This window comes from Streptomyces sp. NPDC050703 (assembly GCF_040654435.1).
Taxonomy (GTDB): domain Bacteria; phylum Actinomycetota; class Actinomycetes; order Streptomycetales; family Streptomycetaceae; genus Streptomyces.
Map to the genome: position 1 here is coordinate 1 of NZ_JBFAHX010000063.1, position 16563 is coordinate 16563.

The 16563-nt window shown below is 72.6% G+C and carries 15 protein-coding genes and 1 pseudogene; 4 read left to right on the top strand and 12 right to left on the bottom strand.

What is annotated here, in order from left to right; translation table 11 throughout:
• Both AB0I16_RS33375 and AB0I16_RS33380 read right to left on the bottom strand, forming a co-directional pair.
• On the bottom strand, positions 1–80 hold an 80-nt coding region (locus tag AB0I16_RS33375; RefSeq protein WP_363247295.1), incomplete at its 3' end, for a leucine zipper domain-containing protein.
• A 186-nt stretch (positions 81–266) separates the two neighbouring features.
• Entirely contained in the window at positions 267–743 is a 477-nt protein-coding gene (locus AB0I16_RS33380) for a peroxiredoxin (protein WP_363253428.1), read from the bottom strand.
• A gap of 221 nt (positions 744–964) precedes the next feature.
• On the opposite strand from AB0I16_RS33380, the gene AB0I16_RS33385 reads away from it, so the two are divergent.
• The gene (locus AB0I16_RS33385; protein WP_363253429.1) at positions 965–3217 is read left to right on the top strand and encodes an FUSC family protein; all 2253 of its coding nucleotides are present in this window, start codon (positions 965–967) and stop codon (positions 3215–3217) included.
• 31 nt (positions 3218–3248) lie between these two features.
• Here AB0I16_RS33385 and AB0I16_RS33390 read toward each other — a convergent pair whose 3' ends face one another.
• Entirely contained in the window at positions 3249–4274 is a 1026-nt protein-coding gene (locus AB0I16_RS33390; protein WP_363253430.1) for an alpha/beta hydrolase, read from the bottom strand.
• A gap of 398 nt (positions 4275–4672) precedes the next feature.
• Here AB0I16_RS33390 and AB0I16_RS33395 point away from each other — a divergent pair, with 398 nt between their 5' ends.
• Together AB0I16_RS33395 and AB0I16_RS33400 are read left to right on the top strand one after the other, a co-directional pair.
• The gene (locus AB0I16_RS33395; RefSeq protein WP_363253431.1) at positions 4673–6277 is read left to right on the top strand and encodes an MFS transporter; all 1605 of its coding nucleotides are present in this window, start codon (positions 4673–4675) and stop codon (positions 6275–6277) included.
• A gap of 52 nt (positions 6278–6329) precedes the next feature.
• The gene (locus AB0I16_RS33400) at positions 6330–6977 is read left to right on the top strand and encodes a dihydrofolate reductase family protein (protein WP_363253432.1); all 648 of its coding nucleotides are present in this window, start codon (positions 6330–6332) and stop codon (positions 6975–6977) included.
• On the opposite strand, the pseudogene AB0I16_RS33405 reads toward AB0I16_RS33400, so the two are convergent.
• Positions 6876–7316: pseudogene (locus AB0I16_RS33405) on the bottom strand (helix-turn-helix transcriptional regulator); the annotation flags it as partial. The gene AB0I16_RS33400 and the pseudogene AB0I16_RS33405 sit on opposite strands and share 102 nt — an antisense overlap.
• A 313-nt stretch (positions 7317–7629) precedes the next feature.
• Positions 7630–7974 (bottom strand): GNAT family N-acetyltransferase, encoded by a 345-nt coding sequence (locus tag AB0I16_RS33410; protein WP_363253433.1) that lies wholly within the window; start codon positions 7972–7974, stop codon positions 7630–7632.
• A gap of 180 nt (positions 7975–8154) precedes the next feature.
• Between AB0I16_RS33410 and AB0I16_RS33415 the strand changes: the two genes are divergently transcribed.
• Positions 8155–9675, top strand: coding sequence for a PLP-dependent aminotransferase family protein (locus tag AB0I16_RS33415; protein ID WP_363253435.1), 1521 nt, complete (start codon positions 8155–8157; stop codon positions 9673–9675).
• On the opposite strand, the gene AB0I16_RS33420 is transcribed toward AB0I16_RS33415, so the two are convergent.
• From AB0I16_RS33420 to AB0I16_RS33450, 7 genes are all read right to left on the bottom strand, one after another.
• The gene (locus AB0I16_RS33420) at positions 9614–11077 is read right to left on the bottom strand and encodes a UbiD family decarboxylase (RefSeq protein WP_363253436.1); all 1464 of its coding nucleotides are present in this window, start codon (positions 11075–11077) and stop codon (positions 9614–9616) included. The genes AB0I16_RS33415 and AB0I16_RS33420 overlap by 62 nt on opposite strands.
• Entirely contained in the window at positions 11074–11445 is a 372-nt protein-coding gene (locus tag AB0I16_RS33425) for a chorismate mutase (RefSeq protein ID WP_363253437.1), read from the bottom strand. The genes AB0I16_RS33420 and AB0I16_RS33425 overlap by 4 nt, the downstream gene beginning before the upstream one ends.
• Positions 11442–11855: a cupin domain-containing protein gene (locus AB0I16_RS33430; RefSeq protein WP_363253438.1), complete on the bottom strand. Its 414-nt coding sequence runs from the start codon at positions 11853–11855 to the stop codon at positions 11442–11444. The genes AB0I16_RS33425 and AB0I16_RS33430 overlap by 4 nt, the downstream gene beginning before the upstream one ends.
• A gap of 64 nt (positions 11856–11919) precedes the next feature.
• Positions 11920–12600 carry a flavodoxin family protein gene (locus AB0I16_RS33435; protein WP_363253439.1) on the bottom strand — a complete coding sequence of 227 codons (681 nt, stop codon included), beginning with the start codon at positions 12598–12600 and terminating at the stop codon, positions 11920–11922.
• A 96-nt stretch (positions 12601–12696) separates the two neighbouring features.
• Positions 12697–14001, bottom strand: a complete 1305-nt coding sequence (locus AB0I16_RS33440; protein ID WP_363253440.1) for a TrpB-like pyridoxal phosphate-dependent enzyme — start codon at positions 13999–14001, stop codon at positions 12697–12699.
• 2 nt (positions 14002–14003) lie between these two features.
• On the bottom strand, positions 14004–15308 hold the full coding sequence (locus AB0I16_RS33445; RefSeq protein ID WP_363253441.1) for an MFS transporter: 1305 nt from the start codon (positions 15306–15308) through the stop codon (positions 14004–14006).
• Positions 15308–16537, bottom strand: a complete 1230-nt coding sequence (locus AB0I16_RS33450) for an ATP-grasp domain-containing protein (RefSeq protein ID WP_363253442.1) — start codon at positions 16535–16537, stop codon at positions 15308–15310. Before AB0I16_RS33450 ends, AB0I16_RS33445 begins: the two co-directional genes overlap by 1 nt.
• Between the last annotated feature and the right edge of the window lie 26 nt (positions 16538–16563).

Consider the following 16563-nt stretch of genomic DNA (forward strand, 5'->3'; position numbering starts at 1 on the left):
GCGACCGGGCGGCCGGAACGGACGCGCTGGATCAACAGCCGCCTGCCATGAACAGTCAGCCGGGCATTACGGTGGGACACGAAGACCTCCGTGTGTGGTGTGGAGCCTAGACACCTCCACCACACCGGAGGTCTTCGCCTTTGATCAAGACCCCCGTGTCAACAATGCTCGTGATCAATACATCTAGGGCGTGCCGCGAAAGTCGCGCCTGTCCGGCGACGCCACTTTCGAAACACCTACAGCCCACGGGTCCCTGAGAGCCTGTGTCAGGCCGCGCTCCCCCGCAGCCGGCGTACCGCTTCGAGCGCGCGGTCGGCGTGGGCGCTCATGCGGATCTCGCTGCGGACCACCTCGGCGACGGTGCGGTCCCCGGCGATGACGAACGTGACGCGCTTCGTCGGCGCGAGGGAGAAGCCCCGGGTCACGCCGAACCGGTCGCGCACCACGCCCTCGGGGTCCGAGAGCAGCGGGAAGCCGAGGCCGTGCCGCTCGGCGAACTCCATCTGGCGCTCCACACCGTCGGAGCTGATGCCCACGGGCCGCGCGCCCGCCGCGGCGAACTCCGCGGCGAGGTCGCGGAAGTGGCAGGCCTCGGCGGTGCACCCGGGGGTGAGGGCGGCCGGGTAGAAGAACAGGACGACGGGTCCTTCGGCGAGGAGTTCCCCGAGGCCGCGCTCGACGCCGGTCTCGTCCGGCAGCGTGAAGTCCTCGACGGTGTCCCCGACCGCCACGCGCGCCGTCATGCCGGGTCTGCCTGGGACGTACGGCCGATGAGCGACACGGTGCCTCCTGGAGTGACGGGAGCGCAAACCCTACGGGATCGGAGGAGCGGGCCGGTGAGCGTCCGTCACCGAGGCCGCGCGCACCCCCTCCGACCAGCCTTGATCTCCGTACAGGCACTCGTGCGATGCTGGGCAGCGCCGCAAGGCACCGAGCAGGCGCAAGTGGGAGTACGGGGATCGCGATGGCATCGGCACGACGGACAGCGAAGGGCGTCTGGGACCGCTTCTCGGCGTCCGACCCGGGGCTTCTGCGCCTCATGGCGGGGCTGCGCACGGTGGGGGCGATCCTGCTCGCCCTGGCGGTGCTCGCCCTGATCGGCACCCCGGTGACGCAGCTCGTCGCCGGCGCGATCACGGCGATGGTCGCCACCTTCGCGATCCAGGAGAAGGAGGTGCGCGGCCAGGCCGTCACGCTGGCGTGCGGCCTGCCCGTGGCGCTCGCGGCCATCGCTCTCGGGGCGCTGCTCAACTCCCGCGTCGTCGCGGGTGACCTCTTCTTCGTCCTGCTGATCTTCGTGGCGGTGTACTCGCGGCGGTTCGGCGACCGGGGGACCGCGCTCGGCCTGATCGGCTTCCAGATCTACTTCGTCTCGCTCTTCGTGAGCGCGCCCGTCTCCGCGATCCCCGGCCTCTGGCTGACGCTGACCGTGGCCTTCGCGTGCAGCGCGTTCGTCCGGTTCGCGGTGGTGCCGGAGACTCCGGAGCGCACGCTGCGGCGGCTGCGCGAGGCGTTCCGGGCCCGCCTCGCCCAACTGGTCGCCCACCAGATCGACCTCCTCGAAGCCGACGCCGACGACGTCGACAAGGTCCTCGACGACCTGCGGCGGAGCACGGCACGGCTGCACGAGGCCGCCCTGATGATCCAGGGCCGCCTGGAGGAGGGCACGCGCGACGCCTCCGCGGCGGCGCTGCTCCAGCGCAGGGTCGCCGACGCCGAGATCGCCGCCGAGCGCCTGGGGGTCCTGCTCCTCAACGCCCGCAGCGCCGAGCGCGTCGACACCCTGACCCTGCACCTGCCGCAGTCCGCCGCGCCCCTGCCGCCGCGCGCGAGGCTCGCGGACGACGCGGGCTCGGCGCTGCGCAGGGATCTGCGGGCCCTGCACCTGCTGGTGGTGCGCCTGGTGCCCGACGACCGCGGCACGGCACTGCCGTACGTACGCAACCGCCTGCTCGGCTACCGCGAGGAGCAGGGTCTGCCCAAGGGCTCACCGGCGATCCAGGACTGCTTCCGCGCGGTCGGTGAGGCGGCGCGCGCCATCCTCGGTCTGCGGCTCGCGGTGGACGGGGCGCGCGACGAGGAGTACGACAGCCCGGAGGCGGCGCGCTCCCGCGAGGAGTTCGAGGCGGAGGAGATCTCGATCTCCGGGGAGGCGGCCGACGCGGCCGATGAGGAACCCGCGGGGCTGCGGCGCCCCACCACACGGGCGGCGGTGCAGGTGGCGGTGGGCTCCGCGCTCGCGATCGTCGGCGGCGAGCTCCTCTCCACGCAGCGCTGGTACTGGGCCGTCCTCACCTGCTGGGTCGTGTTCCTCAACACCGCGTCGACCGGTGAGATCCTGGTCAAGGGCTACCGCAGGCTGCTCGGCACCGTCCTCGGCGTGGTGGCGGGGGTGGTGCTCGCGGGGGCCGTCGGCAACCACACGTGGCTCGCGTTCGCCCTCGTGCTGCTCTGCGTCTTCGGCATGTTCTTCACGGCCCCGCTGTCGTACGCGCTGATGTCCTTCTTCGTCACGGCGATGCTGGGCCTGCTGTACACGCTGCTCAACACCTACAGCCTCGACGTGCTCGTGCTGCGCGTGGAGGAGACCGCGCTCGGCGCGGCCTGCGGTATCATCGCGGCCGTCCTCATCCTGCCCGTGCGGACCTCGCACCGCACCGACGAGGAGCTGGGCACCGTCCTGGCCAGGCTCCGTGACGTCGTGTCGGCCGCGGTCGCCCAGCTCAGCGGCGGGCCCCCGGTCGACCTCGTGGACCTGGCCCGCGACCTGGACACGGCCCTCGACGGTCTGCGCAGCTCCACCAAGCCGCTGACCCACCCGATCGCCCCGCTGCGGGCCAGGCGGCAGGCCGCCCGCTACGTCATGGCGCTCCTGGAGACCTGCGCCTACCACGCGCGTTCGCTCGCGGCCACCGCGGAGCTGGTGCCCTCCAGCAAGAGCGTCGCCGCCGACGCCCGGCTCGCGCTCGCCGGGCAGCGCATCACCCACAACATCGACCTCATCGCCGCGCACGTACGCGACGAGGAGACCACCGGCACCATCGAGTCCGGCGCCAGCATCGCCTCCCTGCTGGACAGCGGCCGCCAGGAGGTGCTGCGCACCGGTTCGGTCGCCTTCCGCGTGCTGCGGCATCTGCAACGCCTCGACGAGGGCGTCGTCGGCCTCGCGCGACCGCTCGGGGTGCCGCTGGAGAAGCGGTCCGAGCACCGCCCGTGACCAGGCGGAACGCCCCCGGCGGAGGGGCCCGTCAGGCTCCGTGCAGGGCGGCGTGCAGGGTGTCCATCACCTGGATGCGGGCCGCCCGCGACGCCTCCGTGGCGCGGAGCTTGTCGAACAGCGGGAAGCCGTGGATCGTGCCCTGGTAGCGGATCGACACCACGGGTACGTCCGCCTCCCGCAGCCGCGCCGCGTACGCCTCCCCCTCGTCGCGGAGCACATCGGCCTCGGCGGTGAGCACCAGCGCGGGAGGCAGCCCGCGCAGCCCGGCCAGCGGCGCCCGCAGCGGGGAGACGACGCCGTGCGCGCGGCTCGCGCGGTCGGGCGCGTACCGCTGCCAGTAGTCGCGCATGGCGGCGCGCCCGAGGAAGTAGCCGTCCTCGAAGTGGCGGTACGACGGGGTGTCCATCGCGGCGTCCGTCACCGGGCAGACGAGCACCTGGTGACGGAGGTGCGGGCCGCCGCGCTCCCGCGCCACGAGGGTGAGGGCGGCGGCCTGCTGGGCGCCCGCGCTGACGCCGACGACCGCCATCCGGCTCCCGTCGAGGCCGCATTCGCCGCCGTGCAGGGCGAGCCACCGGGCGACGGTGTGGGCGCGCTCCACGGCGTGGGGGTGCCGGGCGTCGCGGGGCCCTTCGTTCTCGGGCACGACCACGGCGGCGTCCGCGCCGAGGACGAGGTCCGAGAGGAGCCGCCGGTGGGCGTAGGCGTCGGTGAGCATCCAGCCGACGGCGTGCAGATAGAGCACGACGGGCAGGGGTTCCTCCGCCGCCCCGGTCGCTCCGGCCGCCGCCCGCGCGGCTTCCGGTGCTGCCGTCGTCCCCGTCGGGCGCAGGATGCGGACCCTGACGCGGTCGCCGTCGGGCCCCGGCAGGGCGAGCCACTCCTCCTCGACGTCCGGTTCGTCCGGGCCGCCGCCGTCCCAGAGCGACGCCACGCGGGTACGGGACGCCGCGACGTCGGACTCGGCCGCGGGGCAGGCGTGCGCCGCGGCGAAGGCCCGCGTCCGCCGTTCGAGGACAGGTCGCTCCCGGCCGGCGGGGACGTCTGCTTCCACGGGGACTCCTGCACGAGGGGCGGATCACGGCGCCGTCCGCGGCTCCACCGGGCACGGAGTACTCACCCTAGGCGTCTCGCGGCCGTGCGGGGGCACGCAGCGCCACCCCGATGCGTGCCGCTGCGTGCACACTTCGCCCGCCGTGCCGGGACCGGACGGCAGTCGCACGACCGCAGCGGTGGCGCCGCACGGCCACCCAATGCGCGCAGTGAATTCTCCCGATGATTGACAGCAATGCGAAAACATGGCTCAGCCGCTTTCCGTGCCCTCGATCGACAATTGACAACTACCCTTTCGTATGGCTTCTTCGGCCCCCCAAAACCCGAAATTGACAGGGGTTCGACAATTGCCTACGGTCCGCTCGTCTCCCTTACCGCCGAGCGGACCAGAAGGTATTCATGACGCCATCCCCGACGCTGTCGAAATCCCGGCAGCATGCGATCCTCGCCGTTCTCATGTCGTGCTCGCTGCTCATCTGGCTGGACAACACCGTCCTCAGCACGGCCCTGGAGACCCTCGCCGACCCGGTCCGCGGGCTGGACGCGGGCCCCGCCGGGCTCCAGTGGGCCACCGGCTCGTACACCCTGGCCTTCGCCACCCTCATGTTCACCGCGGGCGCGCTGGGCGACCGCTTCGGCCACCGCACCGTGCTCGCGACCGGCCTCGTCGTGTTCGCCGGGGCGTCGATTTGGGCCGCGTACGCGGGCGACGCGGGCCAGTTGATCGCCGCACGGGCCGCGATGGGGGTGGGCAGCGCGCTGATCATGCCCGCCAACCTGGCCATTCTGATGTGGACCTTCACCGGCCCCGAACGGGCGACGGCCATCGCTATTTCCTCGACGTCCGCCGGCGTCGGAATGGCCGTGGGCCCCGTCCTCGCCGGATTCCTCCTCGACCATTTCTGGTGGGGCTCGGTCTTCCTCGTCAATGTTCCCGTCGTGGTGGTGGCATTGCTCGGGATCGCCGTGCTGGTACCGAATTTCCGCAGCCCCGTCCGGAGGCCCCTCGACCCGGCCGGAATGCTGCTGTCGGCCAGCGGTCTCGCGGCCGTGGCCTACGGGCTGATCCGCGCCGGGCAGGTGGCCGCCTGGGGCCGTACGGATGTCTGGGCGCCGATCGCCGTCGGACTGCTCCTGCTCGCCGCGTTCGTACGCGTCGAACTGCGGAGCAGGGCGCCCGGCTTCGATCCCCGGCTGCTCGCGCGGCGCGCCTTCGGCGGCGGCAACGCGGCGCTGGGGCTCCTCCTCTTCGCCGTCGCCGCCATCACCTTCTCCCACGCGTTCTACCTCCAGGGCGCCCGCGGCTTCTCGCCGATGGAGGCGGGGGCGGCCGGTCTCCCGACCGCGCTCGGCGCCGTCCTCGGAGCACCGCTCGGCGCGCGTCTGGTCCGGCGCTGGTCGCTCGGCGCCGTCACCGTACCGGCGTTCACCGTGGCGGCGCTGACCATGGGCGCCTACGGCCTGTTCGGCCTGCGCACCCCGCTCGGATGGATCGAGGTCCTGCTGCTGGTCCAGGGGCTCTCCGTCGGCATGGTGCTCGGCCCCGTGACGGCGGCCCTGATCGGCTCCCTGCCGCTGGACCGGGCCGGTGCCGGGTCCGCCGTCACCAACACCGTGCGCCAGACCGGCAGCGTGATCGGCATCGCGGTGGGCGGCACGCTGACGTCGATCGCGTACCGCAGCGCGATCGAACCCTCGCTGCGCGGTGTCCCCGGCCCCGTGCGGGACCAGGCGCGGGTCTCCGCCGAACAGGCCCGCCACGCCGCCGCCGCGAGCCACCGGCCCGGCCTCGCGCGGGCCGCCGATGACGCGTTCGTCCACGCCATGCACGTCGGCGCGGTCTGGGTCATGCTCGTCGCCCTCGTCGGGGCGGCGGTGCTCGCGGCCTCCCTGCGGTCCGGCGGGACGGCCGGTTCCCCGCGGCCCGCCGGCCCCGCGCGGCGGACCGGCACAGAGAAGTCGCCGGCCGATGTCGATCCGGCCACGCCCCGTTCGACGTCATGATGTGTGGCACGTCGCCACACGATGACGCCGACAGGACCTGATGGGAAAGCACATGGAGCAACTGCTGAGAGTCATGAACTTCACCGTCTCCAGCGACGGCATCGGTGCCGGTGAGGACCAGAGCCTGGAGAAGCCGTTCGGCCACGCCGTCGACCCGGCGAGGCTGTTCTCCTGGGCCGGTGCCACGGCGAGCTGGCCCCTGCGCACGGACGGCGGAGGGAGCCGGGGCCTCGACGACTACTTCACGCGGGACTTCGCACGCAACATCGGGGCCGAGATCATGGGCCGCAACAAGTTCGGGCCGCAGCGCGGGCCCTGGCAGGACCACGAGTGGCGCGGCTGGTGGGGGGAGGAGCCCCCGTTCCACACACCGGTGTTCGTCATGACGCACCACGAGCGTCCGTCGTTCACGCTCTCCGACACCACGTTCCACTTCGTCGACGGCGACCCCGCCACGGTCCTCGCACGGGCCCGGGAAGCGGCGCGGGGCAAGGACGTCCGGCTCGGCGGCGGGGTCACCACCGTCCGCCAGTTCCTCGACGCCGGCCTCGTCGACACCCTGCACGTGGCGGTCTCGCCGGTGGAGCTCGGGTCCGGACTACGGCTGTGGGAGTCCCCCGAGGAGTTGCTCGACCGGTTCCACCTGGAGGTCGTGCCCAGCCCGAGCGGCATGACGCATCACCTGTTCTGGCGGAGGTGACGACGAGGCGGTTCGGCGCGTCCGGCCGTCGCGCCAGTCGCTCGGGGACATCCCGTACGCCGCCCGGAAGCTCCGGCTGAAGTGCGCGGCGCTCGCGAAGCCCCAGCGTCTGGCGACCGCCGCGACCGTGACGTCGTCGTGGCCCGGTCGTGCCAGCTCCCGGCGGGCCTCCTCCAGGCGGCGGTGCCGTATCCACCGGCCCACCGTGCTGCCCCGCCCCTCGAAGAGCTTGTGCAGGTAGCGCAGGGAGATGTGCTGGGCCTTCGCGACGCTCGCCGGCGTGAGGTTCCGGTCCCAGAGGTTGGCGTCGACGTAGGCACGCAGCCCGCGGAACAGGGCGTCGCGGTCCTGCCCTCCGTCCCGCCGCCGCACGGCCTGCGCCGCTCCCCCTCCCCGCGCCGTGCGTACGCGCGGGAAGCCGGCCTCGTGGGACGGGGACGTACGGGGCGGGGAGATCGTCGGACTCATGCGATCAGCTTCGGCTGCCCGCCGCCGCGACGGGAGCGTGTGCGGCCCCTTCTGCGCGCTGAGGCAAGGACCGTGCACGCCGGGACGCAGGAGCGGCCCTGCTCGAACTCGCGAACGGGCCCCGCGCCGCGCGCGCAGGCGCGGGCGGTGCTGTCGCGGGGGGGGCGAAGCCGTCCCGTCCCGCTCAGCGCTTCAGCACGCCGTCCAGCCACGCGACGGCCTCCGGGGTCACCTCGTCGGCCAGGTCCGCGTACTCCTCGTGCTTCTTCAGGAACTTCGCCACGTACGGGCAGATCGGCACGGCACGCATGCCCCTGCCGCGTACGTCGTCCAGCGCCTCGCGCACGAGGACCGAGGCGAGGCCCTGCCCCGCGTGGGCGTCGTCGATCTCGGTGTGGAAGAACACGCGCCGGTCGTCGCGGTCGCGGAACGCGGTGAAGCCCGCGCTCTCGCCGTCGACCAGGATCTCGTAGCGGTGCCTGGCCTCCACCAGCCGGACGGCGGGGGTGGCTGCGGGCTGCGTCGTCATCGTCACTCTGCCTCTCAGTGGCGCGCGGCCCACGCTGATGTCCGCGTGGCCGCACCCGGTGAACTTGCACCCTATAGCAGGCACTTCATGGGCTTTGCGCAGGTCAGAGGTGTCTCGTCCGCCGTGGGCCGGCCTGTGAAAGACTCGGGCGGACGGACCGCGGTCATGGGGAGGCACGCGTTGGGATCGACCGAACTTCCGATCACCCTCGACCGCGAAGGCGCCCTGCCGCTCCAGCAGCAGGTGTGCGACCAGATCGTGGCGCTGGTGCGCTCGGGCCGGCTGCGCCCCGGGGACACCGTGCCCGCCTCCCGGGAACTCGCCGAGCGGCTCGGTGTCTCCCGTACCGTCATCCTCCGCGCCTACGAACTGCTGCGCGCCAACGGCATCCTCACCGCGCGCCGGGGGTCCGGCACCCAGGTCGCCGGGGACCCGGCGCCCGCCGCGGCTCCGGTACCGCCTGCCGCGTCCGCCGCGCCGCTCACCCCGCAGCCGCCCAGGCCCACCGATGCCGGGCACACGCTGTGGCAGCCGTGGGAGCCGCCGCCGATGCGCCGCAAGGGCGGCTCGTTCGACTTCCGGCACGGCACACCGGCCCTGTCGAGCTTTCCGGTGGCCCGCTGGCGGCAGTCCCTCGCCGATGCCTACGGCAGGGCCGACGAGACCACCCTCGGCTACGGTCTCGCCGAGGGCTCCCTCGCCCTGCGCACCGAGATCGCCGCGCTCGTGCGGCAGAGCCGTGCCCTGCACACCTCCCCCGACCGCATCGTCGTCACCAACGGCGCCACCCAGGCCATGGACATCCTCGTCCGCGCGCTGCTCGCCCCCGGCGACATCGTGGTGATCGAGGACCCCAGCCACACCGTGCTGCGGCAGATCTTCGGCTCGTCCGCGGCCGTCGTGGTCCCGGTGGCCGTGGACGAGGAGGGGCTGCGCGTGGCGGACATCGACGCCCGGGTGCGGGCGCACGGCCACGACCCGGCCCGGGTGCGCCTCGTCTACGTGACGCCGTCCCACCAGTTCCCGACCGGCCACGTGATGTCCGAGGCGCGGCGGCGGGCACTGGTGCGGTGGGCCCACGAGAGGGGAGCGACCGTCCTGGAGGACGACTACCACAACGAGTACCACTTCTCCGGCGACCGGCTGCCGGCCCTCGCCTCCGACCAGGACAGGGACGTCGTCGTCTACGTCGGCAGCTTCAGCAAGACCCTCTTCCCCGCCCTGCGCATCGGCTACGCGATCCTCCCCCGGCGCCTGGTCCAGCCCTTCCTCGGCATCAAGTGGATCACCGACAGGCTCACGCCGACCGTCGACCAGGAAGGGCTCGCCGACTTCATCTCCTGCGGCGCCTACGCCCGGCACATCGGCAAGACGACCCGGCTGTACCGGCAGCGCAGGCACCGGCTCCTCGAAGCGCTCTACGAGCACTTCGGGGCCGGGGTGCGGCTCTCCGGTGAGGCCGCCGGCCTGCACGTCCTGGTCACGCTGCCGGGTCTGCGCGGCCAGGACGAGGCGGGGATCGCCCGCCGTGCGGCGGCGCTCGGGGTGCGGATCTACCCCGCGTCCGGGTACTACGTACAGGACCCGCCGTCGGAACCGGCCTTCCTGATGGGGTACGCGGCGCTGTCCACGGCGCACATCACCGAGGGAGTGGCGCGTCTGGCAGCCGCGGTCCAGGAACCGGCGGCGCGTCCCGCGTGAACCCCGGCCTGCGGAACCGGTCCCGCTGGGCGAAGGGCACCGTGCAGTCGAAGACCGCCTTGGCCGTACGGCCGTCGGCGGACACCGTCGGTGAGTAGAGGGGTGACTGCGTCGGGTCGAGGGGGAAGCCCTCGCGGTCCGGGAGCACCACCACGTCCTGGTCGGCCTGGAGCCGGGTGGCCATCGCCCACCACAGGTCCTGGTCGGACTCCGGGTCCACGTCGTCGTCGACCGCCACCACCAGCTTGATCATGCGGAACTCCTCCAGGATCGCCCGGCAGTGGTCCCGGACCCCGGCGTCGTCCGCGGCGGCCCGTTTGCGCCGCCACTGCACGACCGCCATCAACTGCCCGCCCCCGGCGGTGTGGCAGTGCACCGAGGAGACCGGCGCGCCGCGCCGCGAGAGCCGTTCGAGCACCGCGGCCTCCATGCCGAAGCCGAGCAGGACCGACTGCTCGTGGCCGGGGCCCGACACCGCCTGGAGGATCGCTCCCGGCCTGGCCGTGATCCCGGTGACCCTGATGACCGGGAGCGCGGGGTGGGCGCGGCCCTGGTAGCCGAGGAACTCCGGGGTGGCCGCGGCCCCTGCGGGGTTCTCCGGCAGGGTGTCCGCGAGGAGTTCGCCCTCAAGGACGTACTCGGCGTGCGCGATGCAGTCGGTGTCCACCGTCCGGCAGGGCATCAGCTCCACCGGCGCCCCGCCGAGCGCCCCGGCCACCGCGAGTTCGTCGAGACCTGCGGGGACCAGCGACGTCGGGCAGCACGAGGCGAGGAGCACGGCGGGGGCGACCCCCAGGTGGATGGCGACGGGCAGGCTCTCGCCGCGGCGCAGCGCGGCCTGGTGGGCGCGCTCCAGGTCGCGGCCCGGCACCATCCAGATGGTCAGCAGGTCGGGACCCTGGACGCACATCCGGTGGATGGACAGGTTCCGCACACCGGTGTCCGGGTCGGTGGCGAGCACCGCGCCGAGCGTCAGGTACGGTCCCGCGTCCTCGTCGGTGAGCACCGGGACCGGCAGCGTGGTGAGGTCCGGTGCGCACGGTGTCCTGCGGATCGCTGCCGCCCCTTCGACGTGCACCGGGGGCAGCGGCGACGCCACGGCGTCGCGCAGGTGGTGGGGCAGCTCCGCGGGGGTGAGCCCCAGCAGACCGGCGGCTCTCCGGCGCGTCCCGTACAGCCCCATCAGTACGGCGCTGGGGGCGCCGGATTCGGGGGTGACCTGCTCGAAGAGGACCGCAGGGCCCGGCCCGGTGGGCGGCGGGGCCGGGGCCCCGGCCCACCGGGCGTAGCGGGCCGACACCCCGTAGCGGGCCGGGACCTCCTCCCTGACCCGCACCAGCTCGCCGGGGGTCGAGTCGAGCCCGGCGAGCGCGGTGCGCAGATCGGCGAGGCGCGCGCTCACGAGCGGGCCCCCGGAGCGGCTTCCCGCCGCCGCTCGGCGAGGCGGTCGAGCTGGAGCCTGGTCAGCTCGTCGATGAGGGTGCGGTAGGTGGCCTCGGCGATCCCTGGTGGCATGCCGTACTCCTCGGCGAGCCCGCGCACCTTGGCGACGACCTGCTCGACGCGGCCGGGCGAGCGGACGGCCTCCTCGTCCCGCTTGTACTCGGTGAGGGTGCGCACCACGGTGGTGCGCTCGGCCAGCAGGGCCACGATCCTGCGGTCCAGGTCGTCGATGGTGAGCCGCAGTTCACCGATCCGGCCGTCTCCCGGCGCCGTGCCGCCGTCCGGCCCCGGGTCGCCGCCCGGCTCCGTGCCGGTGCCGGGTCTCATGACGCGGGGACCTGGTCGATCACGAAGACGACGGTGGGCTCGCCCTCGGCACCCTGCGAGCGGTGCCGTTCGTCGCCGGGGATGAGGAAGCCCATGCCGGGCCGGCAGGGCACCGAGCGGTCGTCGAAGTGGATGGTGAACTCGCCTTGCAGCACATAGCCCTGGTGGCCGCGCGTGCACCACTCCTGCTCATTGAAGCCCGCGGGCAGTTCCATCAGCCTGGCGCGCATGCCCTGCGTGTAGGCGATCTTCACCCGGCCGTCGGCGCCCGGCTTGTGCCACTTCTCCCACGGGATGGCGTCGAAGTCGATGCCGACCAGGGTGGGCGTCACACCCTCGGCCGCCGCGGCGCCCTGTGCCGTCTCGCTCGCCTCGGTCGCCTCGGTCGCCGAGGTCGCCTCTGTCGTCATTGCGGTTCCCTTCTCGGAATTGCGGAGTTGCGGACCACGGAATGCGGGCCACGGAATTGCGGGATCACTGCGTGCGGTTCGCGAGGGGTCGCGTGCCCCGCCGCGACACCCGTTCGTTGCGGTCGGTCGGCGGCAGCACCGGCCCGCCGGTGAGCGCCTCCTGGCTCTTCAGGAGCTGCACCATGTCGAGCATCCGGTGGACCATGCGCTCCAGGGCGTCCAGGCCCTCGGCGTCGTTGAGGCCCGGCTCGGGCGAGGTGTTGCGCAGCAGGGCGGGAAAGCCGCTGCCCACGAGGATCATGCGGTTGAGCAGGAGGTTGTCGACGAGCTGGTTGTGCACGGAGGAGTCGCTGTAGCGGCGGCCCGTGACGATGATCCCGCCGACCTTGTTCGCCAGCGGCCGGTCGAACCGCAGGAAGCCGACGCCCGCCCGCTCGATGAAGATCTGCATCAGGTGGGCCAGGCCGAAGCCGTGCACGGGCACCGCGTAGAGGATGCCGTCGGCCCGCTTCATCTGCTCGACGATGTCCGGCATCCCGTCGCGCAGCTCGCACGGCGTGAGCCGGTTGTTGCAGTCACCGCACGGGCTGCACGGTGAGATGCGGTGGTCCCGCAGGTGGATGGCGTCGAACTCGGCGCCCCGTTCCCGCGCGATCAGGCCCGCGTGGTCGAGGGCCAGGTCGGTGTTGCCCCCGGCCCGTTCGGAGCCGGATATCCCAAGGATGAAAGGTCGCTTTCCCTGCACTGCTCTCCCCGTTTCGGTCCTGCCGGTCCTGCCGTCCTGTCAGTCCTGTCGGTCCTGTTCGGTCCTGTTCGGCCCTGCCGGTCCTGCCGGGCCCCGTCAGTCCTGGAGCTTGCCTGCGAAGTAGTCGATGTACGCCTGCATGTCGAAGTGGCCGTGCCCGGAGAGGGTGAAGAGGATGCTCCGCTCCGCGCCCTCCTCCTTGGCCTTCAGCGCCTCGTCGATGGCGGCCCGCACGGCGTGCGTCGACTCGGGGGCCGGCACGATGCCCTCGTTGCGCGCGAAGGTCACGCCCGCCTCGAAGCAGGCGGTCTGCGGGACCGCGCGGGCCTCCAGCAGGTCGGCCTCCTTGAGGGCGCTGATGATCGGCGCCATGCCGTGGTAGCGCAGGCCGCCCGCGTGGATGCCCGGCGGGACGAAGTCGTGGCCGAGGGTGTGCATCTTGGTGAGCGGCGTGAGCCCTGCGGTGTCACCGAAGTCGTACTCGTAGCCGCCCTTGGTCATCGTGGGGCAGGACGAGGGCTCCACGGCGATGGCGCGCACCGAGCGGCCGCCGCCCAGCTGCTCGCGCAGGAAGGGCAGGGCGAGCCCGCCGAAGTTGGAGCCGCCGCCCGCGGCCCCGATGACGATGTCGGGGTAGTCGTCGGCCAGCTCCATCTGCAGGAGCGCCTCCTGGCCGATGATCGTCTGGTGCATCAGTACGTGGTTGAGCACGGAGCCCAGCGCGTACTTGGCGGTGCCGCCGCTCCCCGCGGCGACCTCCACCGCCTCGGAGATGGCCAGACCCAGGCTGCCGGTGGAGTCGGGGTCGGCCGCGAGCGCGGCCCGCCCGGCCGCCGTGAGCTCGCTCGGGCTCGCGGTCACACTGGCCCCGAAGGTCTCCATCAGGCCGCGCCGGTAGGGCTTCTGCTGGTAGCTGACCTTGACCATGTAGACCTCGCAGGCGAGGTCGAAGTAGGAGCAGGCGAGCGCGAGGGAGCTGCCCCACTGTCCCGCGCCGGTCTCCGTGATGAGCCGCTCCACACCGGCTCGCTTGTTGTAGTACGCCTGCGGGACGGCGGTGTTGGGCTTGTGGCTGCCCGCCGGGCTGACGCCCTCGTACTTGAAGTAGATGCGTGCCGGCGTGTCCAGGGCCTGTTCCAGGCGGCGGGCCCGGATCAGCGGCGCGGGCCGCCACTGCCGGTAGATGTCGATGACCGCGCCGGGGATGTCGATCTCCCGGTCGGTGCTGAACTCCTGGGCTATCAGCTCGGCGGGGAAGAGCGGTTCGAGGTCGGCCTCGCTGATCGGCTCCTTGGTGCCGGGGTGCAGCATCGGCGGGAGCCCGCCCGGCAGGTCCGGGATGACGTTGTACCAGGTGGTGGGGATGCGGTCTTCGGCGAGCAGGAACTTCGTGTTCGGCATGATCACTTTCCGGTAGGTGCTTCGGCTGGTGCGGAGGAGGAAGGCTGGTCCCGTGGGTCGGGGGCGGCGATCAGGCTCTTGACGCGCAGCAGCGCGAACGCGGCCATGCCCACGACGGGTGCGAGGAAGAGGACGGTGAAGACGGGGTCGTGGCCGTGGGACTGCCAGATGACTCCCAGGCCGACGGGGACGACCAGGCGTGCCACGCCGAGGACGAACCCGTTGAGCGCCATGAAGCTGCCGACGCGGCGCTCGTGGACGTGTCCTGCGATGTAGGTGGGCACGACGACGGAGACGATGATCTCGCCGAGGGTCCACACCACCGTGGACAGCAGGATCATCGGCAGCGAGAAGGCGAAGGCCAGCGGCGCGAGCCCGGCGGCCCACAGCGCCCCGGCCGTGACGAGCAGCGTCTTGGCGCCGTACCGCTGGATTCGCTTCTCGATCAGCAGGCCGAAGCCGACCACGATGACGCTGTTGATCGTGTAGACGACGCCGACCAGGCCCGCCGTCCGGTCGAGCACCGTGGTCACGGCCAGGGGCAGCGCGTACTCCAGGCCGATCAGGGGCGCGACGTAGAAGAAGGAGGCCAGGACGAGCAGGAGCACATGGTGGTGTCCCCGCCTCCCGCCGGGCTCCCGCTCGGCGGGCCGCTCCGCCGCCCCGGCTCCGCCGGAGCCGGCGTCGTCCGCGTCCCGCGCGGCGCGCCTGCTGTCGCGCGGCACCCACAGCACGATGAGCGCCGCGCACAGCAGTCCGGCCAGGATGTTGCCCGCGAACATCACGTGGTACGAGTACGCCGCCGCGAGTCCGCCGAGCAGCGGACCGACGCCCATGCCCAGGTTGTTGCCGATGTAGCTGATGGTGTACGCGAAGGGCCGCTGCTCGGGCGGGGCCAGGTCGGCGATCAGCGTGTTGGACGCGGGCCCGAACATGCCCATGCCCACGAGGGCGACGAAGAGCAGGACCGCGTACGTCCACGGCGGCCCGTCCAGGGTGGCGAGGCCCAGATAGCCGGCCGCGTTCAGGAGCAGCGCGGTGATCAGCGCCGGGCGGCGTCCGCGCAGGTCGCAGAAGGGTCCGCTGAGCAGGCTGCCCGCCAGCAGCCCTGTGCTGCCGACCGAGATGAGCAGGCCCGCCTCGCCGGTGCTGAGGTCCTTGCCCCGCACCAGGTAGACGGCGAGCAGCGGGAAGACGAACATGCCCGCGCGGTTGACGAAGGCCGCGAGGAACAGCACCCGCAACGCGAGCGGCAGTTCCTTGAACCGGGTCACCCACGTCGGCGACGGCTTCTCCAGGTCCGGCATCAGCCCTGCTCGGCTTCCCGTACGGTTTCGACGCGGAACGCGTCGCGTACGGTCTTGAAGCGGCCCCGCACGTCGTCGAAGTCGGTGCCCTCGCAGACGTACCAGCCCAGGACGTCGTTGGACCGGGTGGGCGGGGCGAGCACGTCGCCGACGCGCTTCCAGACGTCGGCGTCCAGCACGGAGTCGAGGGCCATCAGCTCCTCGGGCGTGCTGATGGCGGTGATGCGCCCGTACGCGGCGGAGCTGAGGTACTCCGTGCCGACCTCGGGGCCGGTCCTCGCGGCGGGCCGGTGGTCCGCGTCGAGTTCGAGGCGGCACCACTCGCCGGCGAGGTTGATGCCGCGCCCCGCCTCGATCGCCGGCACGATCGATCCGCCGCCGGCCCGCGCCCCGGCCTCGCCGAAGACCACGGTGCCGTCGTCGAGCAGGAAGAACTCCGCGTGCGAGACGCCCGTGCGCATCCCGAAGCCGCGCAGGACCTCGGCGTTGAGGGCCAGGATGCGCCGCTCGTCCTCGGAGAGGTCGTGCTTGCGGGAGATCGTCCCGCCCGGCTCGTCGAGGTACTCCAGTACGGAGTAGGTGTACTGGGAGAGCTGTTCGAAGACGACGTCGCCGTTCTGCAGCAGTGAGTCCACGTGGAACTCGGTGCCCCTGATGAACTCCTCGACCCGGTACTCGTGGCGGTCGTCGCCCATCTCGTTCCAGACGCGGTCCAGTTCGGCGCGGCTGTCGACCCGGTAGGTGTTGCCGCAGGCCCAGCCCGCGTACGGCTTGATCACGACGGGGTACCCGACCTGCTCGGCGAAGTCCGCGACCGCGCCGACGGTGTCCGGGCGGACCGAGCGCGCCACCTTGACGCCGAGTTCCTCGGCCCGGCGGTGCATCACGTTCTTGTCCCGGAAGTTGAGGGCCTCGTCCGGGGTCAGGCCGGGGATTCCGTGGTCGCGGCGGGCGCGGCTCGCGGGCAGGACGTCGCCCTCGAAGAGCGGGAAGATCCGCTCGATCCGGTGCCGGGCGACGATGTCGTCCACCGCCGCGCGCACGGAGGCGGTGTCCTCCAGGTCGGCGTGGTACCGGGGCAGTTCGCCGGCCTCGGGTGCCTCCCAGCCCTCGGGCAGCAGCACCACCGTCTGGACGCCGAGGTCGGCGGCGGCCGCCACCACGCTGCGGAACTGTGCCTCGTACCGGCCGGCCTCCGGCCGGTAGACCACCAGGATCGAGCGGTTCATCAGGGTCTCCTCCACGGGATGGATGG